Raw genomic sequence first — 16,384 nt, 5'->3', positions numbered from 1 at the left:
CCCCAGGAGAACCCGAGATGAGCCAACGCCAGCCTCAGCACGACGTGCTTCCTCTGTTCGTCGACCGCTGGTCGCCGCGCGCATTCCGCCCCCAAGCCCTCGCGGAGAAAGACCTGGCGCCGCTCCTCGAGGCCGCCCGCTGGGCGCCCTCCGCCTTCAACGGTCAGCCGTGGCGCTTTCTCTGGGCGCTCCGCGAACGTCCTCAATGGGAAGTGTTCCTCGATCTCCTGGTACCGGCCAATCAGACCTGGGCGCAACATGCCGGCGCCCTGCTGGTGGTGCTCTCTCGACAGCGTTCGGAGCACAAGGATCGGCCCGCCCCGACCCACTCCTTCGATGCCGGCGCCGCTTGGATGAGCTTGGCCCTCCAGGCCACCGCCTCAGGCCTGGCGGCCCACGCCATGGCCGGCTTCGACGCGGCGCGCGCCCGCACCGCCCTGACCATACCGGAGGTCTATGCGATCGATGCGATGGTCGCCATCGGCTGGCCCGGCGATCGCGAGCGACTACCGGAGGCGCTGCGCGAGCGCGAGGTTCCGTCGGGCCGTCGGAAAATCTCCGAGCTCGCCTTCGAAGGCCCCTATCCGGCCGACGCCAGCGGATCTACTTGAGGCCAAGCTGGAGCATTCGCCGGGAGAGGGCCGGAGCCGAGACTTCCAGCCGCTCGGCGGCGGCGGTCACGTCTCCCTGCAGCTCGGCGAGGACCGCTGCGATCTCCTCACGATCGAGATCCTTCGCCTGGCGTATCTCCGGGTAGCGCTGCACCAGCTCATAGAGAGAGGAGCGCGAGATCCCGAGCTCGGCGGCCGCTGCACTCGGCTGCCAGCCGTGGCGTGCCAGCACCTCTTTGAGCTCAGGGCGCGGAATCGCCCGTGGTGGACGCGCCGGCGGCCCCTCCGCCGAAGCTTCGGCGTCGCGTTCTCCGGCCCGCAGCAAGCGCTCGACCTGTGGTCCCAGCCGAGCACGACCGGCATCGCGGCTGTGGATCACCAACTGGCGGGCGACGTTGCGTAGCTCGCGGACGTTGCCGGGCCAGCGATAGCTCGCCAAGCGGGCCACCACGGAAGCCGGCAACCAAGGCTCCTCGAAGCCGTCACCGAAAACCCGCCGGGGCTCCTCGCCGAGGGCTTGGAGCTCTTCGGCGAGAAACTCCATCAGCAGCCGTCCGATGTCGTCCCGGCGCTCGCGCAAGGGCGGCACTCGGATCTCGTATCCGGAGGTCAGGCGGTAGAGCAGCGGAGCCCGAAAGCTCCCGGCGCGAACCGCCGCATCGAGGTCGGCATCGGTGGCCGTGATCAGGCGCACGTCCGTCTGCACGGTCTGGTGCGAGCCCACCGGCTGAATCTCGCCGGTCTCCAGGACTCGAAGCAGCATCACCTGGAGATCCGGCGGCGCCTCTCCGACCTCGTCGAGGAAGAGGGTCCCGCCTTCGGCCCGGCGGAAGAAACCGGGCTGGCTCTTCACCGAGCCGGTGAAAGCACCCTTCACCGAGCCGAACAGCTCGCTCGCCGCCAACGCCGGCGGGATGGCGCCGAGGTTGACCGCCAGAAAGCTGCCATCGCGGCGCGAGCTCGCCTGGTGGATGGCGCGCGCCGCCAGCTCCTTGCCGGTTCCCGTCTCGCCCTGCAGAAAGACCGGCACATCGAGGTCGGCGCTGCGCAAAATCTCGCTGCGCAGCCGCACCATCGCGGTGCTTTCCCCCACCATCCCGAAGGTCTGGCCGTGGGTCTGCGGTGACTTCGGCTGCCGATGCAGCAGCAGCACGACGCGATCGGCGAGATTGAGAACCACACCCCGCTCGAGGGCATGGGCCGGCAGCTCCTGGCCCTCGAGCAGAACCTCCCCATCGATGGTCAGGGGAATCGAGCTGCCCTCGCGCCGCACCCAGACGGACCCGGACGCCTCGCCGGGCCCGAAGAGCAGCGGCCGCCTGCTGAGGTACGAATCGCCGAGAGGCCGCACGAAGAGATCCGACGCGGTCGGCGCCTGGAAGCCCGGCTCGACCCGCGACAGCTTCAGAGAGCCCTGCCGAAAGGCAGCGTACTCTCCGACCCGCGCCGGATCGACGTGGTAGAGGATGGTCACCGCCAGCCCGTCGGTCGACTCCGGCAGTCCCTCACCGGGAGGAAACGCCAGCTCGAGCTCGATGGTGGCCGTGTCTTCGCTATGCTCCAGGCTCATATCTCAAGTTTGGCTATCTTACCTCAATTATAGCCCAACTCGATATCGCCCCTCCCCCGGCCGCTAAAGACCCAAGACTTCTTTCCCCTGCTCGAAGACCACGTCCACCGGAATGCCCGCCTCGGAGAGGCTCGCCAGGTCCGCCTCGAGGACGCTGCCGGCCTGACCATAGGTGGCGAGGAACTCCTGGACGCCGGCATAGTCGCCATCGCCCTGCAGAGTGAGGATCCGCTCGGAAAGCGCGTCGATGGCCGCGGCCATCGACTCCGGCACCACCCGGTAGCGCCCGGTCTCGGCGTCGCGGACGATCGCCCCTTGCTCGGTGAAGTAATTGAACCGAATCAGGTTGGCGACTCCGTGGGCGCTCGCCGAGCCGAATCGAATGGAGCGGAAGATGCTCGCCACGAAGGTCGCGTAGTTGTCCATCAGGTCGGCTTCGCCGAGCTCGCCGTCGGCGTGCAGGCGGCTGACCATGTAGAGACCCAGCACATCGGCCTTGCCTTCTTCGATCGCCGAAGCGTGCTCCTGCAGGGCCTCCCGCACCGTACCGGCGCCATCGAGGGTGTTCTTGATGCCGAGACCGTGGGCGACCTCGTGGAACATGGTGTTCGAGAAGAAGGCGTCGAAGGTGATGTGGGAAACCTGCTCCGGCGCGATCAGATGATCGGCGATGGGCAGCAGGATCTCGTCGAACTTGGCCCGCATGGCGTTCTTGAGCTGCAGCCGGCGGGTTCCCTTCTCGAGCTGTACCTGCTCGTCGTTGGGCAAGTTGATCGCGATGGTCTTCGAGCCGGCGTTGCAATCGCCGGCGTAGTAGACGACGTCATAGGCGTTGAGGTCCGAGTCGGTCCCCGGCTCCTCCTGCTTGTAGGCCTCGGGCACCGGCAGGCCGTCCTGCAGGTCCGGCAGCATCGCGGCGTAGCGCGACAGGCGCTCGCTCCAGGCCTTGTCCTTGATCAGGACGTAGCCTTCGCTCGCCGCCTTCTGCCCGAACAGGCCGTCTTCATAGGTTTCGATCGGCCCGATCACGACGTCGAGGGTGTTGTCCTTCATGTCCATCCAGGCCAGATCGCTGGCGCGGTACTGGTCGGACATCAGGGCATCGGCGCGCGCTGCCAGATAGTTCCGCAGGCCCTCGTCCTCGGCGAGCTCGGCAGCCTGCCGCAGCTTGTCCGCCGCACGGCCATAGAAGGCCGCGAAGGCCTGGCTGTAGGGCACCGCCTCGAGAGCACCGTTGTCGTCCCGCCGCACCAGGGTGTAGAGGTCTTCGAGGGCGGGATTGTCGACCGCCGCCCGGCGCAGCTCGTCCTTGCTCATGTCGTGGGGGTAGAAGTTGGCACCCGCCGGCTTCTCGCCGACGTCCGGGAGGAACGGCTCATTGCCCGCCAGCCGATCCCAGGGACCGAAGTTGATCTCGGCGAAGCGCTTCTGCCGCTCGTCCGTGAGGGACTGCAGCAGGGCCACCCGATCGCCGTAGGCTTGCTGCCAGAAGGCTTCGTTCATGACGTCGGCGGCATCGATCAAGAGCGGCAGCATCTGCCGTTCCCGATCCGTCAGGGAGCTCAAGTCCGCCGACAGGCGAACGGTGGTGTACTTCGCGAGGCGTTGGTCGATATCGCTCATGGCCGGCTCTTCCTCGGCAACCTCGGTGGCCGGTCCGGCACAGCCGGACACCAGCAGCAGAATCAGGCACAGAGGGATCAGGAATGTCTTCATCTCGGGTCGTCCTCACTCGGTCTATAGGGGGTTGCGGCCAGCTTATCGGAGGGCTGCGCGCGGCTCCAAGGACGGCGACCAGGCCGCGGCGAGGCCGAAGCCCGGCAACGCCGAGCGCGGGAACCGCAACCGCCGCCCGAGGGGCCGAATGGTCCGGACGCCGAGCGATCAGCCGCGCAGAACGTGGCGGGCGATGACCAGCCGCTGCATCTCGCTGGTGCCTTCGTAGATGGTCGTGACCCGCACATCGCGATAGAGGCGCGAGATCTCGTAGTCCTCGTGAAAGCCATTGCCGCCGTGAATCTGCAAGGCCTCGGCGCAGGCCCGATTGGCCGCCTCGGAGGCATAGAGCTTGGCCTGGGAGGCCATCCGGCCGGCGCGCTTGGGGTCGCTTTCGGCGATGCTCGCCGCCCCCCAGGTGAGCTCCCGCGCCGCCGCCAGCTCGGTGGCCATCTGGGCGATCTTGAAACGAATCGCCTGGTGCTTGGCGATCGGCACGCCGAACTGCTGCCGGTCCTGGGCATAGTCGATCGCCAGCTCGAGGGCGCGCTGGTGAATCCCCACCGCCTGCGCGGCGATGCCGAGGCGAGAGTGATCGAGGGTGGCCAAGGCGATACGCAGACCGTCGCCCTCTTCCCCCAGCAGGTTGGCGGCCGGAATCCGGCAATCGTTGAAGAACAGGGGCGCCGTTTTCGAGGTCCGCAGGCCGAGCTTCTCCTCGGCCTCGCCGACGCCGAAGCCGTCGGCATCGGCCGGCACCAGGAAGGCGCTCAAGCCACGCTTGCCGGCGCCACCGTCGGTTCGCGCCACGACCACGAAGTAGCGCCCATGGCCGGCATTGGTGATCCACGCCTTCTCGCCGTTCAGGACCCAAGCGTCGCCGTCCCGCCGGGCGGTGGTGCGCAAGGCTCCGGCATCGCTGCCGGCGCCCGGCTCGGTGAGGCCGAAGCCACCGATGCATTCGCCGCTGGCGAGCTCGGGCAGAACCGTCGAGCGCAGATGATCGCTGCCGAACTTGGCCAGCGGCCAACAGCACACGGAGTTGGTGACGCTCATGGTGACGGCGGTGGCCGGACAGACTCGTGCCACCTCTTCGACGGCGACACAGTAGGTCAGGACGTCGAGGCCGGCACCGCCCCACTCCTCATCGACCATCATGCCGAGCAGGCCGAGATCGCCCATCTCGCGCAGGATCTCGCTCGGCAAGCGATGCTCCCGCTCGCGCTCTTCGAGGCCCGGGCGAATGCGCTCTTCGCAGAATCGCCGGACCTCGGAGCGCATCAGCTCGGTTTCTTCGGCGAGACCGAAGGTGGGCCCTTGCGACGACGTGATCATGCCTTGTCGATTACCCAGTCGGCGATCACCAGCTTGTGGATCTCGCTGGTGCCTTCGTAGATCTCGGTGATGCGGGCGTCGCGGAAGAAGCGCTCGACGTTGTACTCGCGGGTATAGCCGTAGCCGCCGTGGATCTGCAGCGCCTTGTTGGTCACCCGCTGCGCCATCTCCGAGGCGAACAGCTTGGCCTGCGCCGCCTCCAGGCTGTAGCGCTTGCGGTTGGATTTGGCCCACGCCGCCTTCCAGGTCAGCAAGCGGGCGGCATCGAGCTCCGTGGCCATGTCCGCGAGGTAGAACTGGATGGCCTGGAACTGCGCCAGCTCGCGGCCGAACTGCTCCCGCTCCTGGGCATAGGAGCAGGCCTCTTCGAAGGCTCCCTGGGCGATGCCGACGGCCTGCGCCGCGATCCCGATGCGGCCACCGTCGAGGGTCGACATGGCGACCTTGAAGCCCTCGCCTTCCTCGCCGAGACGATGGGAAGCGGGCACCCGCATGTCCTTGAAAGCCAGCCAGGTGGTGCCGGAAGCATTGACCCCGAGCTTGACCTCGTGACCGCCGCGGGTCAGGCCCGGCAGATCCATCGGCACCATGAAGGCGGTGATTCCGCGATGCCCCGCCGTCAGATCGACACTGGCGAAAACCAGCGCCAGATCGGCGTGGGTGCCGTTGGTGATGAACACCTTCTCGCCGTTGAGCACGTAGTCGTCGCCATCGCGCTCGGCGGTGGTGCGCAAGGCCGCCGCATCGCTGCCGGCCCCGGGCTCGGTGAGGGCGAAGCAGCCGAGCTGAGCACCACTCGCCAGCGGGGTCAGAATCTCCTTCTTTTGCTCCTCGCTGCCGAACTTCTCGATCGGATCGCAGACCAGGGAGTTGTTGACCGACAGGATGACGCCAGTCGAGGCGCAGACCCGGCTGATCTCCTCGATCGCCAGGCAGTAGGAGACCGTGTCCATCCCGGCACCGCCGAACTCTTCCGGCACGCAGACACCGGCCAAGCCGAGCTCGCCCGCTTGGTCGAAGTTGGCGCGCGGAAACTCGCCACTGTGGTCGATCTCCTTGGCCAGGGGCTTGACCACCTCTTCGGCGAAGCGCCGAACCGATTCCTTGAGAAGCTGTTGCTCCTCGCTGAGCTGAATCTCCATCGAGCGGAGCTCCTTCCAAAAGTGCTGGGAGTCGTACAGAGAACCTGCAGTCCAGGCCTGATCGATCGTAGCAATGGCTCCTTGGGGGGTCAACCGAAAGCTCGCCTTGACAACATACACTTTCGAATATAGAATTATTCGGTCTTACAAAAATAAGAAAGCCCAAACATAGAGGTTTCCATGAGGGCATACATCCTTCCCCCGGTGGCAGCGGACGGTTCCGCCGCGGCCGGGAAACTCGTCGCCGACGCTTCCAGGTCCTCCGGCAAGGTGACCCCGGTCACCGCAGGACCGTCGAGTCGGCATTCCCGAAAGCAGCACCTCCTAACCAACTGGCAGAACCATTCAACCCAAAGAATTTGACAGGAGGAATGCATGAACACCCGTAACCTGCTGCTCGTCGCAGCCATCGCCGTCGCCCTGGCGCTCACCGCTCCGGCCTTTGCTGGCAAAGGACAGATTCCTCAGCTTCCGGAAGACACGATCGAAACCTGCATCTGCACCAAGGCAGCCACCATCGATGTGCCCGGATTGGGGACCTTCGATGCCCAGCTTCGCGGCTCGATCTCGGTCGGCTCCTTCAACGTCAACGTGGCGACCGACGGTACTCGCAACCTGCCTTTGAACGTCAAGGGCTACAACGAGCGCGGCTATGTCGATGGCCTCGGCGAAACCACGGTCTGGCTCGACAAGTCGCGCCCCGTGACCGGTAGCTTCCTGCGCGAGATCACCCCCGGCACCGGCTTCCCCGCGGTCCAGGAAATGCACATGCACTTCATGATGATCACGGAAGGTCTCCCGGGCCGGATGTTCCGCACCCTCGAGCCGGTCATCCTGCGCTCCGAGGCGGTGGACTCCTTCCCGCCGCCGAAGGGCACCCGCTATGAGCCGGTCACCGAGGTGGTGTTCGAGGATGTCGAGAATCCTGGCGTCCTCGCGGTTCGCATCACCGACGTCTCGGTCAAGGTCGCCGGAGCCGACTGACGCTCGAGCGAAGCGGATGCGCGCCGGGCATCCGCTTCGCACTCCCCTCGGGCTATTCGGCCCGTAGCAAGGTCATCGGGTCCAGCCTCAGGGCCCGGACGATCGGCACCGACATCGCCACCAGCGAGGCAGTCACCAGGAGAGCCAGCGCCAACCAGTAGGGCGCCGCATCGCCGAAGTCGGCTCGCGGCAGGTTCTCCGCCGCCCACGGCGCCACCAGGGCTGCTAACAGACCGCCGACCAGTCCTCCCAGCAGAACGATTCCGAAGCTGCGCCCCAGGATTTGCAGTACGAGACGTACCGGGCCCGCTCCCAGGGCTTTTCGCATCGCGATCTCGAAGCCGCGCCGGCGCACGGCCTCATTGGCGACGGCATAGATTCCGACCATCGCCAGGATCAGCACCACCGCCGCCAACAGTTTCAACACCAGGGCCGCCAAGCGGACCGTTCGCAGGGCGTCCGCCACCTGATCATCGGCGCTCCGCACCGCCGTCAAGGGCAAGTCCGGCCGTAGCTCCTGGACCATCTCCGCCAGCCGCGCCGGTGGCGCTTCCCCGCGCACGTGGAGAGTGAGGCCGGGATAGTAATCCTGAGCGAGCGGGAAGTAGAGGTAGGGAGGCGGCTCCTCGTCGACCGTCGTCACCCGCAAATCTTCCGACACCCCGACCACCACCAGGGTCTCGGGCCTTCCGAGGAACCGCAGGCTGCGATCGACCACCGTCGCCGGCGCGACATCGGGCCAGAGCTGCTGCGCCAGGCGACGATTGACCACCGCAACGCGCCCAGCATCCGCATCGTCGCGCGCTTCAAAGGGGCGTCCGGCGACGATCGGAACTCCGAGAGTGGCGAAGTAGCCTTCGCTGACCGTATTGCTCATCACGGTGAGGGCGCGAGGCGACTCGTCCGGTTCCTCGGCGGGCAGAATCTGGCGATAGACGATCGGCGCGGTCAAGGGCCGGCTCTGGGCCAGCGCCGCCGATTGCACTCCCCCTCCCTCACGCACCGTCTCGAGCACTCGACGAAAGAGGACCTCGCCGTCTGGGCGCTGCAGGCCGACGGCGCTGGCATCGAGGGAAAGGAGGGCCAGACCGGCGGGATCGAAGCCCAAGGGCACCCGCTCCATCGCTGACAGATTTCTGGCGGCGAAGGTGGCATAGACCATCGCTGTGGCGCTCACCGCCAGCTGAAGGACCAGGGCCACCGCCAGCAGGCCTCGGTCGCGACGTGCGAAGAGAGTGCCGAACAGGACCGGCAGCGCGGCGCTGACGACGATCACCACGGTCGCCAAGAGCAGCGCGAAGATCACCAACCCGGGATCGAGGCCGAGGCCGACGGCAGAGCCCTCGAGGGCCATCGGCCGCCAGCGCCACAGAGCCCGGGCCGCCAGCACCGCGACCACCAGGCCAGCCACCGCTGCCAGGCCTCCGAGCAGCAGGCTCTCCGCCAGGTGGCCGCGGATCAGGCGGCCTCGGGTCGCCCCGAGGGCCTGGCGGATCTCGCGATCCCTTCGCCGATCACGCCAGCGTCCGACCAACAGACCGAGCAGGTTGGCGCCGGTGGCGAGCAGCACCAGAGCACCGATGGCGAGCATCCAGCGGCCGGTCGCCTCGAGGGTGGAGCGCTGGGCCGCCGGCAGAGCGGTGCGGGCGAGGGGTTCGAGAACCAGGCCGAAGCGGCGATTGTCATCCGGATACTCGCGCTCCAGGCCGGCGGCCAGCAGGTCGAGCTCGGCGGCGGCCTCGCCAATCTCCTGGCCCGGAGCGAGGCGGCCGATCAGCTGATAGATGCTCCAGTGGCGGTTCTCGACAAAGGCCTCACTGCCGAGGATGGGGGTCGAGGCGGAGGTCGCGACCCAGAGATCGTAGGCGGTCGTCAGGTCCGGTCCCGAGAACCCTTCGGGCGCCACTCCGACGACCGTGAAGGGATGGCCATTGAGGCGAACCTGTCGCCCGACGGTTTCGCTGGCGCCGGCGTAGCGGCGCTGCCAGAGACGATGGCTCAAGACCACTTCACTGCCGGACTCCACCCCAAAGGCGCGCCCCGGCTGCGGCCGGACCCCGAGGACCGTGAAGAAATCGGGACTCACGAACTGGCCGAGAATCTCCTCTGGAACGCCCTCGTCGGCCAGTCCGACGCGCACCCAGGAGTAGGCGGCGAGCCCCTGCAGAGCGCCGCTCTGGGCCGCGAGATCGAGGTAGTTGGGAAAGGAGACGGGCCGGAGCTGCTCGGGGCTCTGGCGATCGATCGCCGCCACCGAGACCAGCTCGTCGAGTCCAGCCACCGGCGGAGTGGCGCGCAGCAAGCGGTCGTAGAAGCCGAAGACCACGCCGCAAACCCCGAGCCCCAGGCCGAGGGAGAGGACGATCGCTGCGGAGACCAGCGGCGAGCGGCGGCACGAACGCCAGACGCGGTTCAGCTCGGCAAGCATGGTGAAAGTCCCTCCACGACCTCCTGTCGGCACGCCGGTCGGTTCAGCCCTCCGGTGAGGGACCTCGAAGGCCAGAACCACTTTGACGGACTCATGATTAGATTCATATAATAAAACAAATTCGAAGAAGGAGAATCGGCCACGTGGAGGTTCGATCGATACACCGGCGAATGGCCTTGCTCTTCGCCGTCGCCGTCGTCCTTCTCGGCTGGCGAACGGCCCGCTATCGCCCCCTCGATCCGGTTCCCTTCATCCGCACCTGGGAGCTTGGCGAGCAAGTGCTGCCGCTCGCCGTGCCGGTGTGGCGGCAGGAGAATCCCAGGCTTGCCGGTGGCGGAGCCGAGATCGATCTCGAGCGCCGGGCCGTGAGCTGGTCCGCGGCCGATGACTCCTCCCGCTGTGTTGCTTACTTCCGAGTTTCCCTCCACCACTGGGCGCGCCGCCCGGTATCGCCACCCGTGATTCCCGACGACGCCGTGTCGCGCCGCTACTCGATGGCCGTCTCGGACTTCTTCGACGACGACGATGGCGATGGCGATCCCCTCGACTCCGGCGAGCTGCTTCGCCAGCCGGCAGGCTTCCCGGTCGAAGTCTTCTGCGCCGGCGCCGGAAGCGCCTGAGCGGCCATGAGGCAGCGCCTGCGACGTCACCTGCCGTTACTGCTGGTCGGTCTGGGTTGCGGAGTTGTCTTGTGGAGCCTCGCCCGCCAGCTGCCGGAGCTGCGCATCCAGGTCGACGACCGCGAGTTCCTACCGCGCACCAGCCCGGTGCTCGCCGCCGACGCCGAGATTCGCCAACGCTTCGGCACCTACGAGCGCTTCATCGTCGCTCTCGAGAGCGACCGCTCGGGCGTCGAGACGGAGCGCTTTCGGGACGACTATCTGCGCTTTGTCGAGGATCTGTCGTCGAATCACAACCTCGCCATGCTGCTGATGGACCGGCTCTATCGGTCCCGTCCCCATGGCAGCGCACTGGCAACCGGCGACCTTCTTCCCCTCGAACCACCGAACGGTGCCTGGGTGGCGGCGGCGCGCCGCCATTCGCAGCAGATCCGGCGCCTCGCCAGCGGCAACAGCGGACGCAGCGCCTTCGTCGAGGTCACCGCCCTCTCCGGCGGCGGCGTGCGCACCCTCGGCAAGCACATCGATCCCGCCACCGCGGCCCTCGAGGAGCGGCGCCCGGGTGAATACCGCGTCCGCCTCCTCGGACGCCAGATCGTCCTCAACGCCCTCGGCGACGCCATCCTTGCCGACCTCGAGCGGATTCTGCCCTGGTCCCTGCTGGTCGTCTTGGCCTCCCTTTGGCTGGTCTTCCGCTCCTTCCCCGTCGCCCTCCTCGGCCTGCTGGAGGTCGGCCTGGCGATCGCCTGCACGCTCGCCATGCTGCGCCTCCTGGGACAAGACCTGTCGCTGATGACCGCCCTGGTGCCGGTCCTGATCACCGCCCTCGGCATCGCCGACGAGATTCACCTGTTCGGCGAGTTCCTGCTGCTGCGCACGGCCAGCCCGGAGACCGACCGCCGACGCCTCGCCTGGCGCGCCGCGGGGCGGGTTTTCTTTCCGGTCACGGCCACCTCCCTCACCACCATCATCGGCTTCTCGTCTTTTCTCTTCACCGACGTTCCCGCCCTCGAAATCTTCGGTCTGTTGGCGAGCCTGGGAATCTTCTTCTCCTGGTTCTTCACCCTCGGCGTCGTGCCCTTCGTCCTCGGTCGCCTCCCGCCCTTTTCCGGACCGCGTTGGCTCCTCCGGCCGCCGCCGCTGCCGGCCTTCGGCAGCGGCGCCATCGTCCTCCTATCGATCATCCTGCTGCCCGGCATCCTCCGCCTCCGCATCGACGACGGCTGGACGCGCAACTTCTCTCCCGATCACCCGATCGTGCAGGACGTCGCCTGGTATCAGGGGGAATCGACCGGTCTCTACCGCCTCGATGTTCTCCTAGAGCGGCGCGACGGCCGTCCCTGGAGCGAGCCCGAGCCGCTCGCCCGCCTCGCCGAGCTCGGCAGCCGTGCCGAAGCCCTCGCCGAGATCGGTACCGCCTTCAGCCTCGCCGACCTGGTGCGGGATCGCGCCTGGGAGCTGAATCCGAATCGACCGCGGCCAGCCACGCCCGAGGACCGGGCTCGCATCGACTTTCTCCTGCTGACCTATCGCCTGTTCAACGAAGAGGCCTTGCTACGAGCGTTTCTCGATGCTCCGGGCACCACCACCCGGCTGATGCTGTCGGTACGAGACGACCGCTACGGCACCGCCCGTCAGGCGGCGCACGGGGTCGCCCGCCTGCTGCGAGAGGACTTCGGCGAAACCGTCACGGTGGGCATCGGCGGCAGCGCCGAGCGCGGCCGCGTGCTGATCGCCAGTGTCGTCCGCACGCAGGGAGCCTCGGTGTTGGCCTCGGCGGCGATCGCCTTTCTGGTGCTCGGTTTCTCGTCCCGCCAATGGCGCCGCTCGGCGAAGTGCCTCGCCATCGTCACCTGGTCCCTGGCGCTGGTCCTGGGGGTCGCCGGCTGGGCGGGCCTCGCCCTCGGCGTGGCCTCCTCCTGCTTCCTCGCCCTCGGCCTGGGGGTCGGCCTCGACTACGTCATCCATCTCGCTTTCGGTCGCGGCGACCGCGCCATCATCTCGCTGCGAGTGGCCGTCAACGTGGCGATCGTCGGCGCCGCGATGGCGGTCCTCACCCTGTCCGCCAACCCGACCGTCGCCAAGCTCGGCGCCCTGATCGTGCTCTCAATGGTCAGCTCCGGCCTCGCCGCCTTCCTGGTGCTCGGCCGGGCAGGGCCTCAGCCCTTGTCCTCGCGCCGAATCTCGTAGTTCTCCATCTTCTTGTAGAGATTGCTGCGCGGGGTCTCGATGGACTGCGCCGTCTGGGTGACGTTCCAGTCGTTTTCGTCGAGCTTCTTGACGATGAACAGGCGTTCCGAACGCTCGCGGAACTCGCGCAGGGTCTTGACCGCCAGCATCGCCTCCGAGAGCTCGGGGCGCGCTCCGCCGGTGGTGGAGATGACGTCCTCTTTGCCAATCTCCCCTTCCGGCGCCAGGATCAGCAAGCGCTCCACCAGGTTCTTGAGCTCGCGCACATTGCCGCGCCAGGGCAAGGCCTGCAGGTGGGCGATGGCGGCTTCGCCGAACTGGCGCACCCGGTAATTGCCCTGGTCGGCATAGCGGCGCACGAAGTACTCGACCAGCAGGGGAATGTCCTCCAGCCGTTCGCGCAGCGGCGGCGTGCGCAGCGGCACCACATTGAGGCGGTAAAAGAGGTCTTCCCGGAAGTTGCCCTCGGCGATCTCGGCTTCGAGGTCGCGATGGGTCGCCGCCACCACCCGCACGTCGACGGTGACCGTCTTCTCGGCACCCACCGGCTCGACTTCGCCGTTCTGCAGCACCCGCAGCACTTTGGCCTGGGTGCGGGCCGACATGTCCCCGATCTCGTCGAGGAAGATGGTGCCGCCATGGGCGGTGACGAACTTGCCCGCCTGCTTGCGAACGGCGCCGGTGAAGCTGCCCTTCTCGTGGCCGAAGAGCTCGGACTCGATGAGCTCCTCCGGGATGGCGGCACAGTTGACCTGCACCATGGTCTGATCCTGCCGCGGGCTGGCGCGATGGAGAGCACGGGCGACCAGCTCCTTGCCGGTGCCGCTCTCTCCGGTCACCAGCACCGTGGCGCTGGTCGGTGCGGCCTTGGCGATCGTGTCGCGTAGCTGACGCATCGCCGGCGAGGTGCCGATCATCTCGTCCTCGGTCGGCCGCAGGCTGCGGTTCTCGCGCTGCAGGCGAGAGCTCTCGACAGCGTTGCGCAGGGAGAGCAGCACGCGCTCGCGGCTCAGCGGCTTCTCGAAGAAGTCGAAGGCTCCGCGACGCGTCGCCTCGACCGCCGTCTCGACGTCGGCATGGCCGCTGATCACCAGCACGGGCATGTCGTAGCCCCGTTCGCGAAAGGCCGCCAACACCTCCAGGCCATCCATCTCGGGCATCTTGATGTCGAGGACGACGGCGTCCGGGAGGCGATCCCCGACCCGCGCCAGGGCCTGAGGGCCACCACTCGCCTCCTCCACCCGATAACCCTCATACTCGAGGATCATGCGCAGGCTTTCGCGGATCGACGACTCGTCGTCGACGATCAGAACGGAGGCACCGAAGGAATCGCTGTTTTTGGCCATGGGCGGCGAGTCTAGCAGTCGGCGGCAAGCGCAGCGACGCCCTTTCTCAGGCAATGAAAGAAGCGGCGCCGACCGGAAGCCGGCGAGGCTCAGGCAATAAAAAACCGGCCCCGAAGCGGGGCCGGCGAGGGATTGCGGGAAGAGCCCCGAATCAGGGTTTGCGGACCGGCGCGAAGAAGGAGATCACCCGGCTCGAGTTGGGGTCCATGCGCTGCACATAGAAGCGCACGTAGGAGCCCGAAGAGGTCTCCCCGACGGCAGCCTCGAAGTCGTTCACGGTCTCGATGTCGCGACCGTTGACCTCGGCGATGACGTCTCCCACTCGCACCCCCTCTTCGTAGAGGGCGCTGTCCGGCTCGATCGAGGTCACCCAGATGCCGCTGACGTTGTCGGCGATGCCATGGTTCGACCGCAGGCCGGAGGTCAGCCCCTGGAACTCGATACCGAGCCAGTCGATGCCGCCCTCGGAATCGTCCTCGATCGCGGCCACCGGCTCACCCAATCCAGGACGCTCGCCGAGCTCGATCTGCAGCGAACGCCGATCGTCGCCGCGAATCACCTCGACGGTGACCCGGGTTCCCGGCGGCTTCGAGGCCACGTAGTTGATCAAGTCGCGGGTATCGCGCACCGGCCGGTCGTCGACCTGGACGATGATGTCGCCGTGGCGCAAGCCGGCGTTCTCCGCCGGCTGTCCCGCCACCACCGCCTGCACCAGCGCACCGTCCGGCGAGTCGAGCTGGAAGGCCTCGGCGTCCTTGAAGTCGAGGTTGGTGATCTCGATGCCGAGGTAGCCACGGCTCACCCGGCCGTCCTCGCGCAGCTGAGGCAGGATGTCCTGCAGCGTCTTGACCGGCACCGCGAAGCCGATGTTCTCGGCGCCGTAGTTGATCGCCGTCGCGATGCCGATGACCTGGCCGCGGAGATTCACCAGCGGGCCGCCGGAGTTGCCGAAGTTGATCGCCGCATCGGTCTGAATGAAGTTCTCGAAGGAGATGTCCGAAATGCCGAGGGCGCGATCCTTGGCGCTGACCACCCCGACGGTGACGGTGTGATCGAGGCTCAGCGGGCTGCCGATGGCCATCACCCAGTCGCCGACGCGCAGCGAGTCGCTGTCGCCGAGCTGCAGGTAGGGCAAGCTACTCCCGGCCTCGATCTTGAGCAGGGCCAGATCGGTGGCGGGATCGGTGCCCTTGACCTCCGCCTCGTAGGGCCGGTCACCGAGGGTGACGGTGAGCTTGTCGGCGCCGCGCACCACGTGATGATTGGTGACGATCAGGCCGTCGGAGCTGATCACGAAGCCGCTGCCGCCGGAGTCCGAACGGAAGCGCTGGGGCTCGTCCGGCTGCCGCTGGCGCTCGCGCTGGCCCGGCGGCCGGAGAAAGAACTCGAGCGGATTCTGGCGCCGCTGTTGCTCCTCGAAGGTGGCGGCAGCGATCGACACCACCGCCGGCTCGACGGCTTCGGCGAGATCCGCAAAGCCCAGGGTACCGCCCGGAGCGCTCACGGTGATCGCGTTGCCAGCACCGGTGACGGCAGCATTGCCGACCGGCGTAATCTGAAGGCCCCCCGCCAGAACCATGCCGAAAACCACGGCCCCGACGACGAGCATGAAAGTAAAGAAATGACGACTCCGGCTTGCGCTCATGGGTGATTCCTCTCGCTACCAGTCTGGGTGCTTGCGTCTGCTTTGTTCATCCGCGCTGGCCCTCGGCGGACTTGGACCAAGGAGAAAAGCAAATGTCTTGCCAAGACCGTCCGCCCGAGATTCCACGGCCGCCGGGTCCAGGTCCTTCAACAGGGTGTCAGATTGGCACCTTTTCGGGACCGGGAGCCTGCCGCAAGGCCCTGGCCGATATCTTGAACTGGCGAGCACGATGTTCTAGACTTCACCCGCCAGCTTGCCTTGGCAATGAGAGGAAGTGGGCCACACGCCCACTTTTTTTGTTGTCGAGAGCACGGAATGACGAGTATGAACAAGGCGCAAAGCCGAGGCCCGAAGACGATCAGCCCAGACCTCGAAGAGGAGTTCCACGCCATCGCCCGCTGGGCCGGCTGCGAGCTTCTCAACAGCGAGCTCGCCGGGGGAACTCTCAGGCTGGTGATCGATCGCGAGGGCGGTATCACCCACGGCGACTGCGAAACGATTTCGAAACAGATCTCTGCGCTGCTCGACGTCGTCGACTTCGGCCAACAGCGCTATCTGCTGGAGGTCAGCTCGCCAGGCCTCGACCGGCCGCTCTACAAGGCGTCCGACTACGAGCGCTTCGCCGGTCACCGGGTGCGGGTGACCCACTATTCGGACGGGCGGAAGGAAACCCATGTCGGGCGCCTCGAAGGGCTCGCCGACGGCGACACGGCCGTCCTCGAGCTCGACGATGGCGAACGCATCGAGCTCGCCCTCGACGGAGTCGTCAAGGCGCGCCTCGAGATTGAACTATAGGA

General features: G+C 67.1%; 12 protein-coding genes. 5 read left to right on the top strand and 7 right to left on the bottom strand.

Features of this window, described 5'->3' with window-relative positions; translation table 11 throughout:
* Positions 1-17 precede the first annotated feature (17 nt).
* Complete coding sequence (locus tag AAF604_00345) at positions 18-611, top strand: nitroreductase family protein (protein MEM7048072.1); 594 nt, start codon at positions 18-20, stop codon at positions 609-611.
* On the opposite strand, the gene AAF604_00340 is transcribed toward AAF604_00345, so the two are convergent.
* From AAF604_00340 to AAF604_00325, 4 genes are all read right to left on the bottom strand, one after another.
* Entirely contained in the window at positions 604-2,181 is a 1,578-nt protein-coding gene (locus tag AAF604_00340; protein MEM7048071.1) for a sigma-54 dependent transcriptional regulator, read from the bottom strand. The two genes, AAF604_00345 and AAF604_00340, sit on opposite strands and share 8 nt — an antisense overlap.
* Positions 2,182-2,244: 63 nt before the next feature.
* Positions 2,245-3,897, bottom strand: a complete 1,653-nt coding sequence (locus tag AAF604_00335; protein ID MEM7048070.1) for a Zn-dependent hydrolase — start codon at positions 3,895-3,897, stop codon at positions 2,245-2,247.
* 168 nt (positions 3,898-4,065) lie between these two features.
* Positions 4,066-5,232 carry an acyl-CoA dehydrogenase family protein gene (locus AAF604_00330; GenBank protein MEM7048069.1) on the bottom strand — a complete coding sequence of 389 codons (1,167 nt, stop codon included), beginning with the start codon at positions 5,230-5,232 and terminating at the stop codon, positions 4,066-4,068.
* Complete coding sequence (locus tag AAF604_00325; protein MEM7048068.1) at positions 5,229-6,374, bottom strand: acyl-CoA dehydrogenase; 1,146 nt, start codon at positions 6,372-6,374, stop codon at positions 5,229-5,231. The genes AAF604_00330 and AAF604_00325 overlap by 4 nt, the downstream gene beginning before the upstream one ends.
* Positions 6,375-6,749: 375 nt before the next feature.
* On the opposite strand from AAF604_00325, the gene AAF604_00320 reads away from it, so the two are divergent.
* Complete coding sequence (locus AAF604_00320) at positions 6,750-7,358, top strand: hypothetical protein (protein MEM7048067.1); 609 nt, start codon at positions 6,750-6,752, stop codon at positions 7,356-7,358.
* 52 nt (positions 7,359-7,410) lie between these two features.
* Here the strand turns inward: AAF604_00320 and AAF604_00315 are convergent, their stop codons facing one another.
* A complete protein-coding gene (locus tag AAF604_00315) occupies positions 7,411-9,786 on the bottom strand; it encodes an ABC transporter permease (protein MEM7048066.1) in 2,376 nt (791 codons plus the stop codon).
* A gap of 170 nt (positions 9,787-9,956) precedes the next feature.
* Between AAF604_00315 and AAF604_00310 the strand changes: the two genes are divergently transcribed.
* Positions 9,957-10,406, top strand: a complete 450-nt coding sequence (locus AAF604_00310; GenBank protein ID MEM7048065.1) for a hypothetical protein — start codon at positions 9,957-9,959, stop codon at positions 10,404-10,406.
* Between the two features lie 6 nt (positions 10,407-10,412).
* Positions 10,413-12,596, top strand: a complete 2,184-nt coding sequence (locus AAF604_00305; protein MEM7048064.1) for an MMPL family transporter — start codon at positions 10,413-10,415, stop codon at positions 12,594-12,596.
* On the opposite strand, the gene AAF604_00300 is transcribed toward AAF604_00305, so the two are convergent.
* Both AAF604_00300 and AAF604_00295 read right to left on the bottom strand, forming a co-directional pair.
* The gene (locus AAF604_00300) at positions 12,566-13,942 is read right to left on the bottom strand and encodes a sigma-54 dependent transcriptional regulator (GenBank protein ID MEM7048063.1); all 1,377 of its coding nucleotides are present in this window, start codon (positions 13,940-13,942) and stop codon (positions 12,566-12,568) included. The two genes, AAF604_00305 and AAF604_00300, sit on opposite strands and share 31 nt — an antisense overlap.
* A gap of 151 nt (positions 13,943-14,093) precedes the next feature.
* Positions 14,094-15,587 (bottom strand): Do family serine endopeptidase, encoded by a 1,494-nt coding sequence (locus AAF604_00295; GenBank protein MEM7048062.1) that lies wholly within the window; start codon positions 15,585-15,587, stop codon positions 14,094-14,096.
* 324 nt (positions 15,588-15,911) lie between these two features.
* Here AAF604_00295 and rimP point away from each other — a divergent pair, with 324 nt between their 5' ends.
* Positions 15,912-16,382, top strand: a complete 471-nt coding sequence (gene rimP / locus AAF604_00290; protein ID MEM7048061.1) for a ribosome maturation factor RimP — start codon at positions 15,912-15,914, stop codon at positions 16,380-16,382.
* The last annotated feature ends 2 nt before the right edge of the window (positions 16,383-16,384 follow it).

The sequence above is a fragment of the Acidobacteriota bacterium genome (genome assembly GCA_039028635.1).
Lineage (GTDB): Bacteria > Acidobacteriota > Thermoanaerobaculia > Multivoradales > JBCCEF01 > JBCCEF01.
The sequence above is the reverse complement of the archived record's forward strand: the minus strand, read 5'-3'. Positions and strand labels throughout refer to the sequence as shown.

Bases quoted from the DNA above. Each gene is read 5' to 3' on its own strand.
- AAF604_00345 (MEM7048072.1), top strand. From the start codon at position 18: ATGAGCCAACGCCAGCCTCAGCACGACGTGCTTCCTCTGTTCGTCGAC.
- AAF604_00340 (MEM7048071.1), bottom strand. From the start codon at position 2,181: ATGAGCCTGGAGCATAGCGAAGACACGGCCACCATCGAGCTCGAGCTG.
- AAF604_00335 (MEM7048070.1), bottom strand. From the start codon at position 3,897: ATGAAGACATTCCTGATCCCTCTGTGCCTGATTCTGCTGCTGGTGTCC.
- AAF604_00330 (MEM7048069.1), bottom strand. From the start codon at position 5,232: ATGATCACGTCGTCGCAAGGGCCCACCTTCGGTCTCGCCGAAGAAACC.
- AAF604_00325 (MEM7048068.1), bottom strand. From the start codon at position 6,374: ATGGAGATTCAGCTCAGCGAGGAGCAACAGCTTCTCAAGGAATCGGTT.
- AAF604_00320 (MEM7048067.1), top strand. From the start codon at position 6,750: ATGAACACCCGTAACCTGCTGCTCGTCGCAGCCATCGCCGTCGCCCTG.
- AAF604_00315 (MEM7048066.1), bottom strand. From the start codon at position 9,786: ATGCTTGCCGAGCTGAACCGCGTCTGGCGTTCGTGCCGCCGCTCGCCG.
- AAF604_00310 (MEM7048065.1), top strand. From the start codon at position 9,957: ATGGCCTTGCTCTTCGCCGTCGCCGTCGTCCTTCTCGGCTGGCGAACG.
- AAF604_00305 (MEM7048064.1), top strand. From the start codon at position 10,413: ATGAGGCAGCGCCTGCGACGTCACCTGCCGTTACTGCTGGTCGGTCTG.
- AAF604_00300 (MEM7048063.1), bottom strand. From the start codon at position 13,942: ATGGCCAAAAACAGCGATTCCTTCGGTGCCTCCGTTCTGATCGTCGAC.
- AAF604_00295 (MEM7048062.1), bottom strand. From the start codon at position 15,587: ATGAGCGCAAGCCGGAGTCGTCATTTCTTTACTTTCATGCTCGTCGTC.
- rimP (MEM7048061.1), top strand. From the start codon at position 15,912: ATGAACAAGGCGCAAAGCCGAGGCCCGAAGACGATCAGCCCAGACCTC.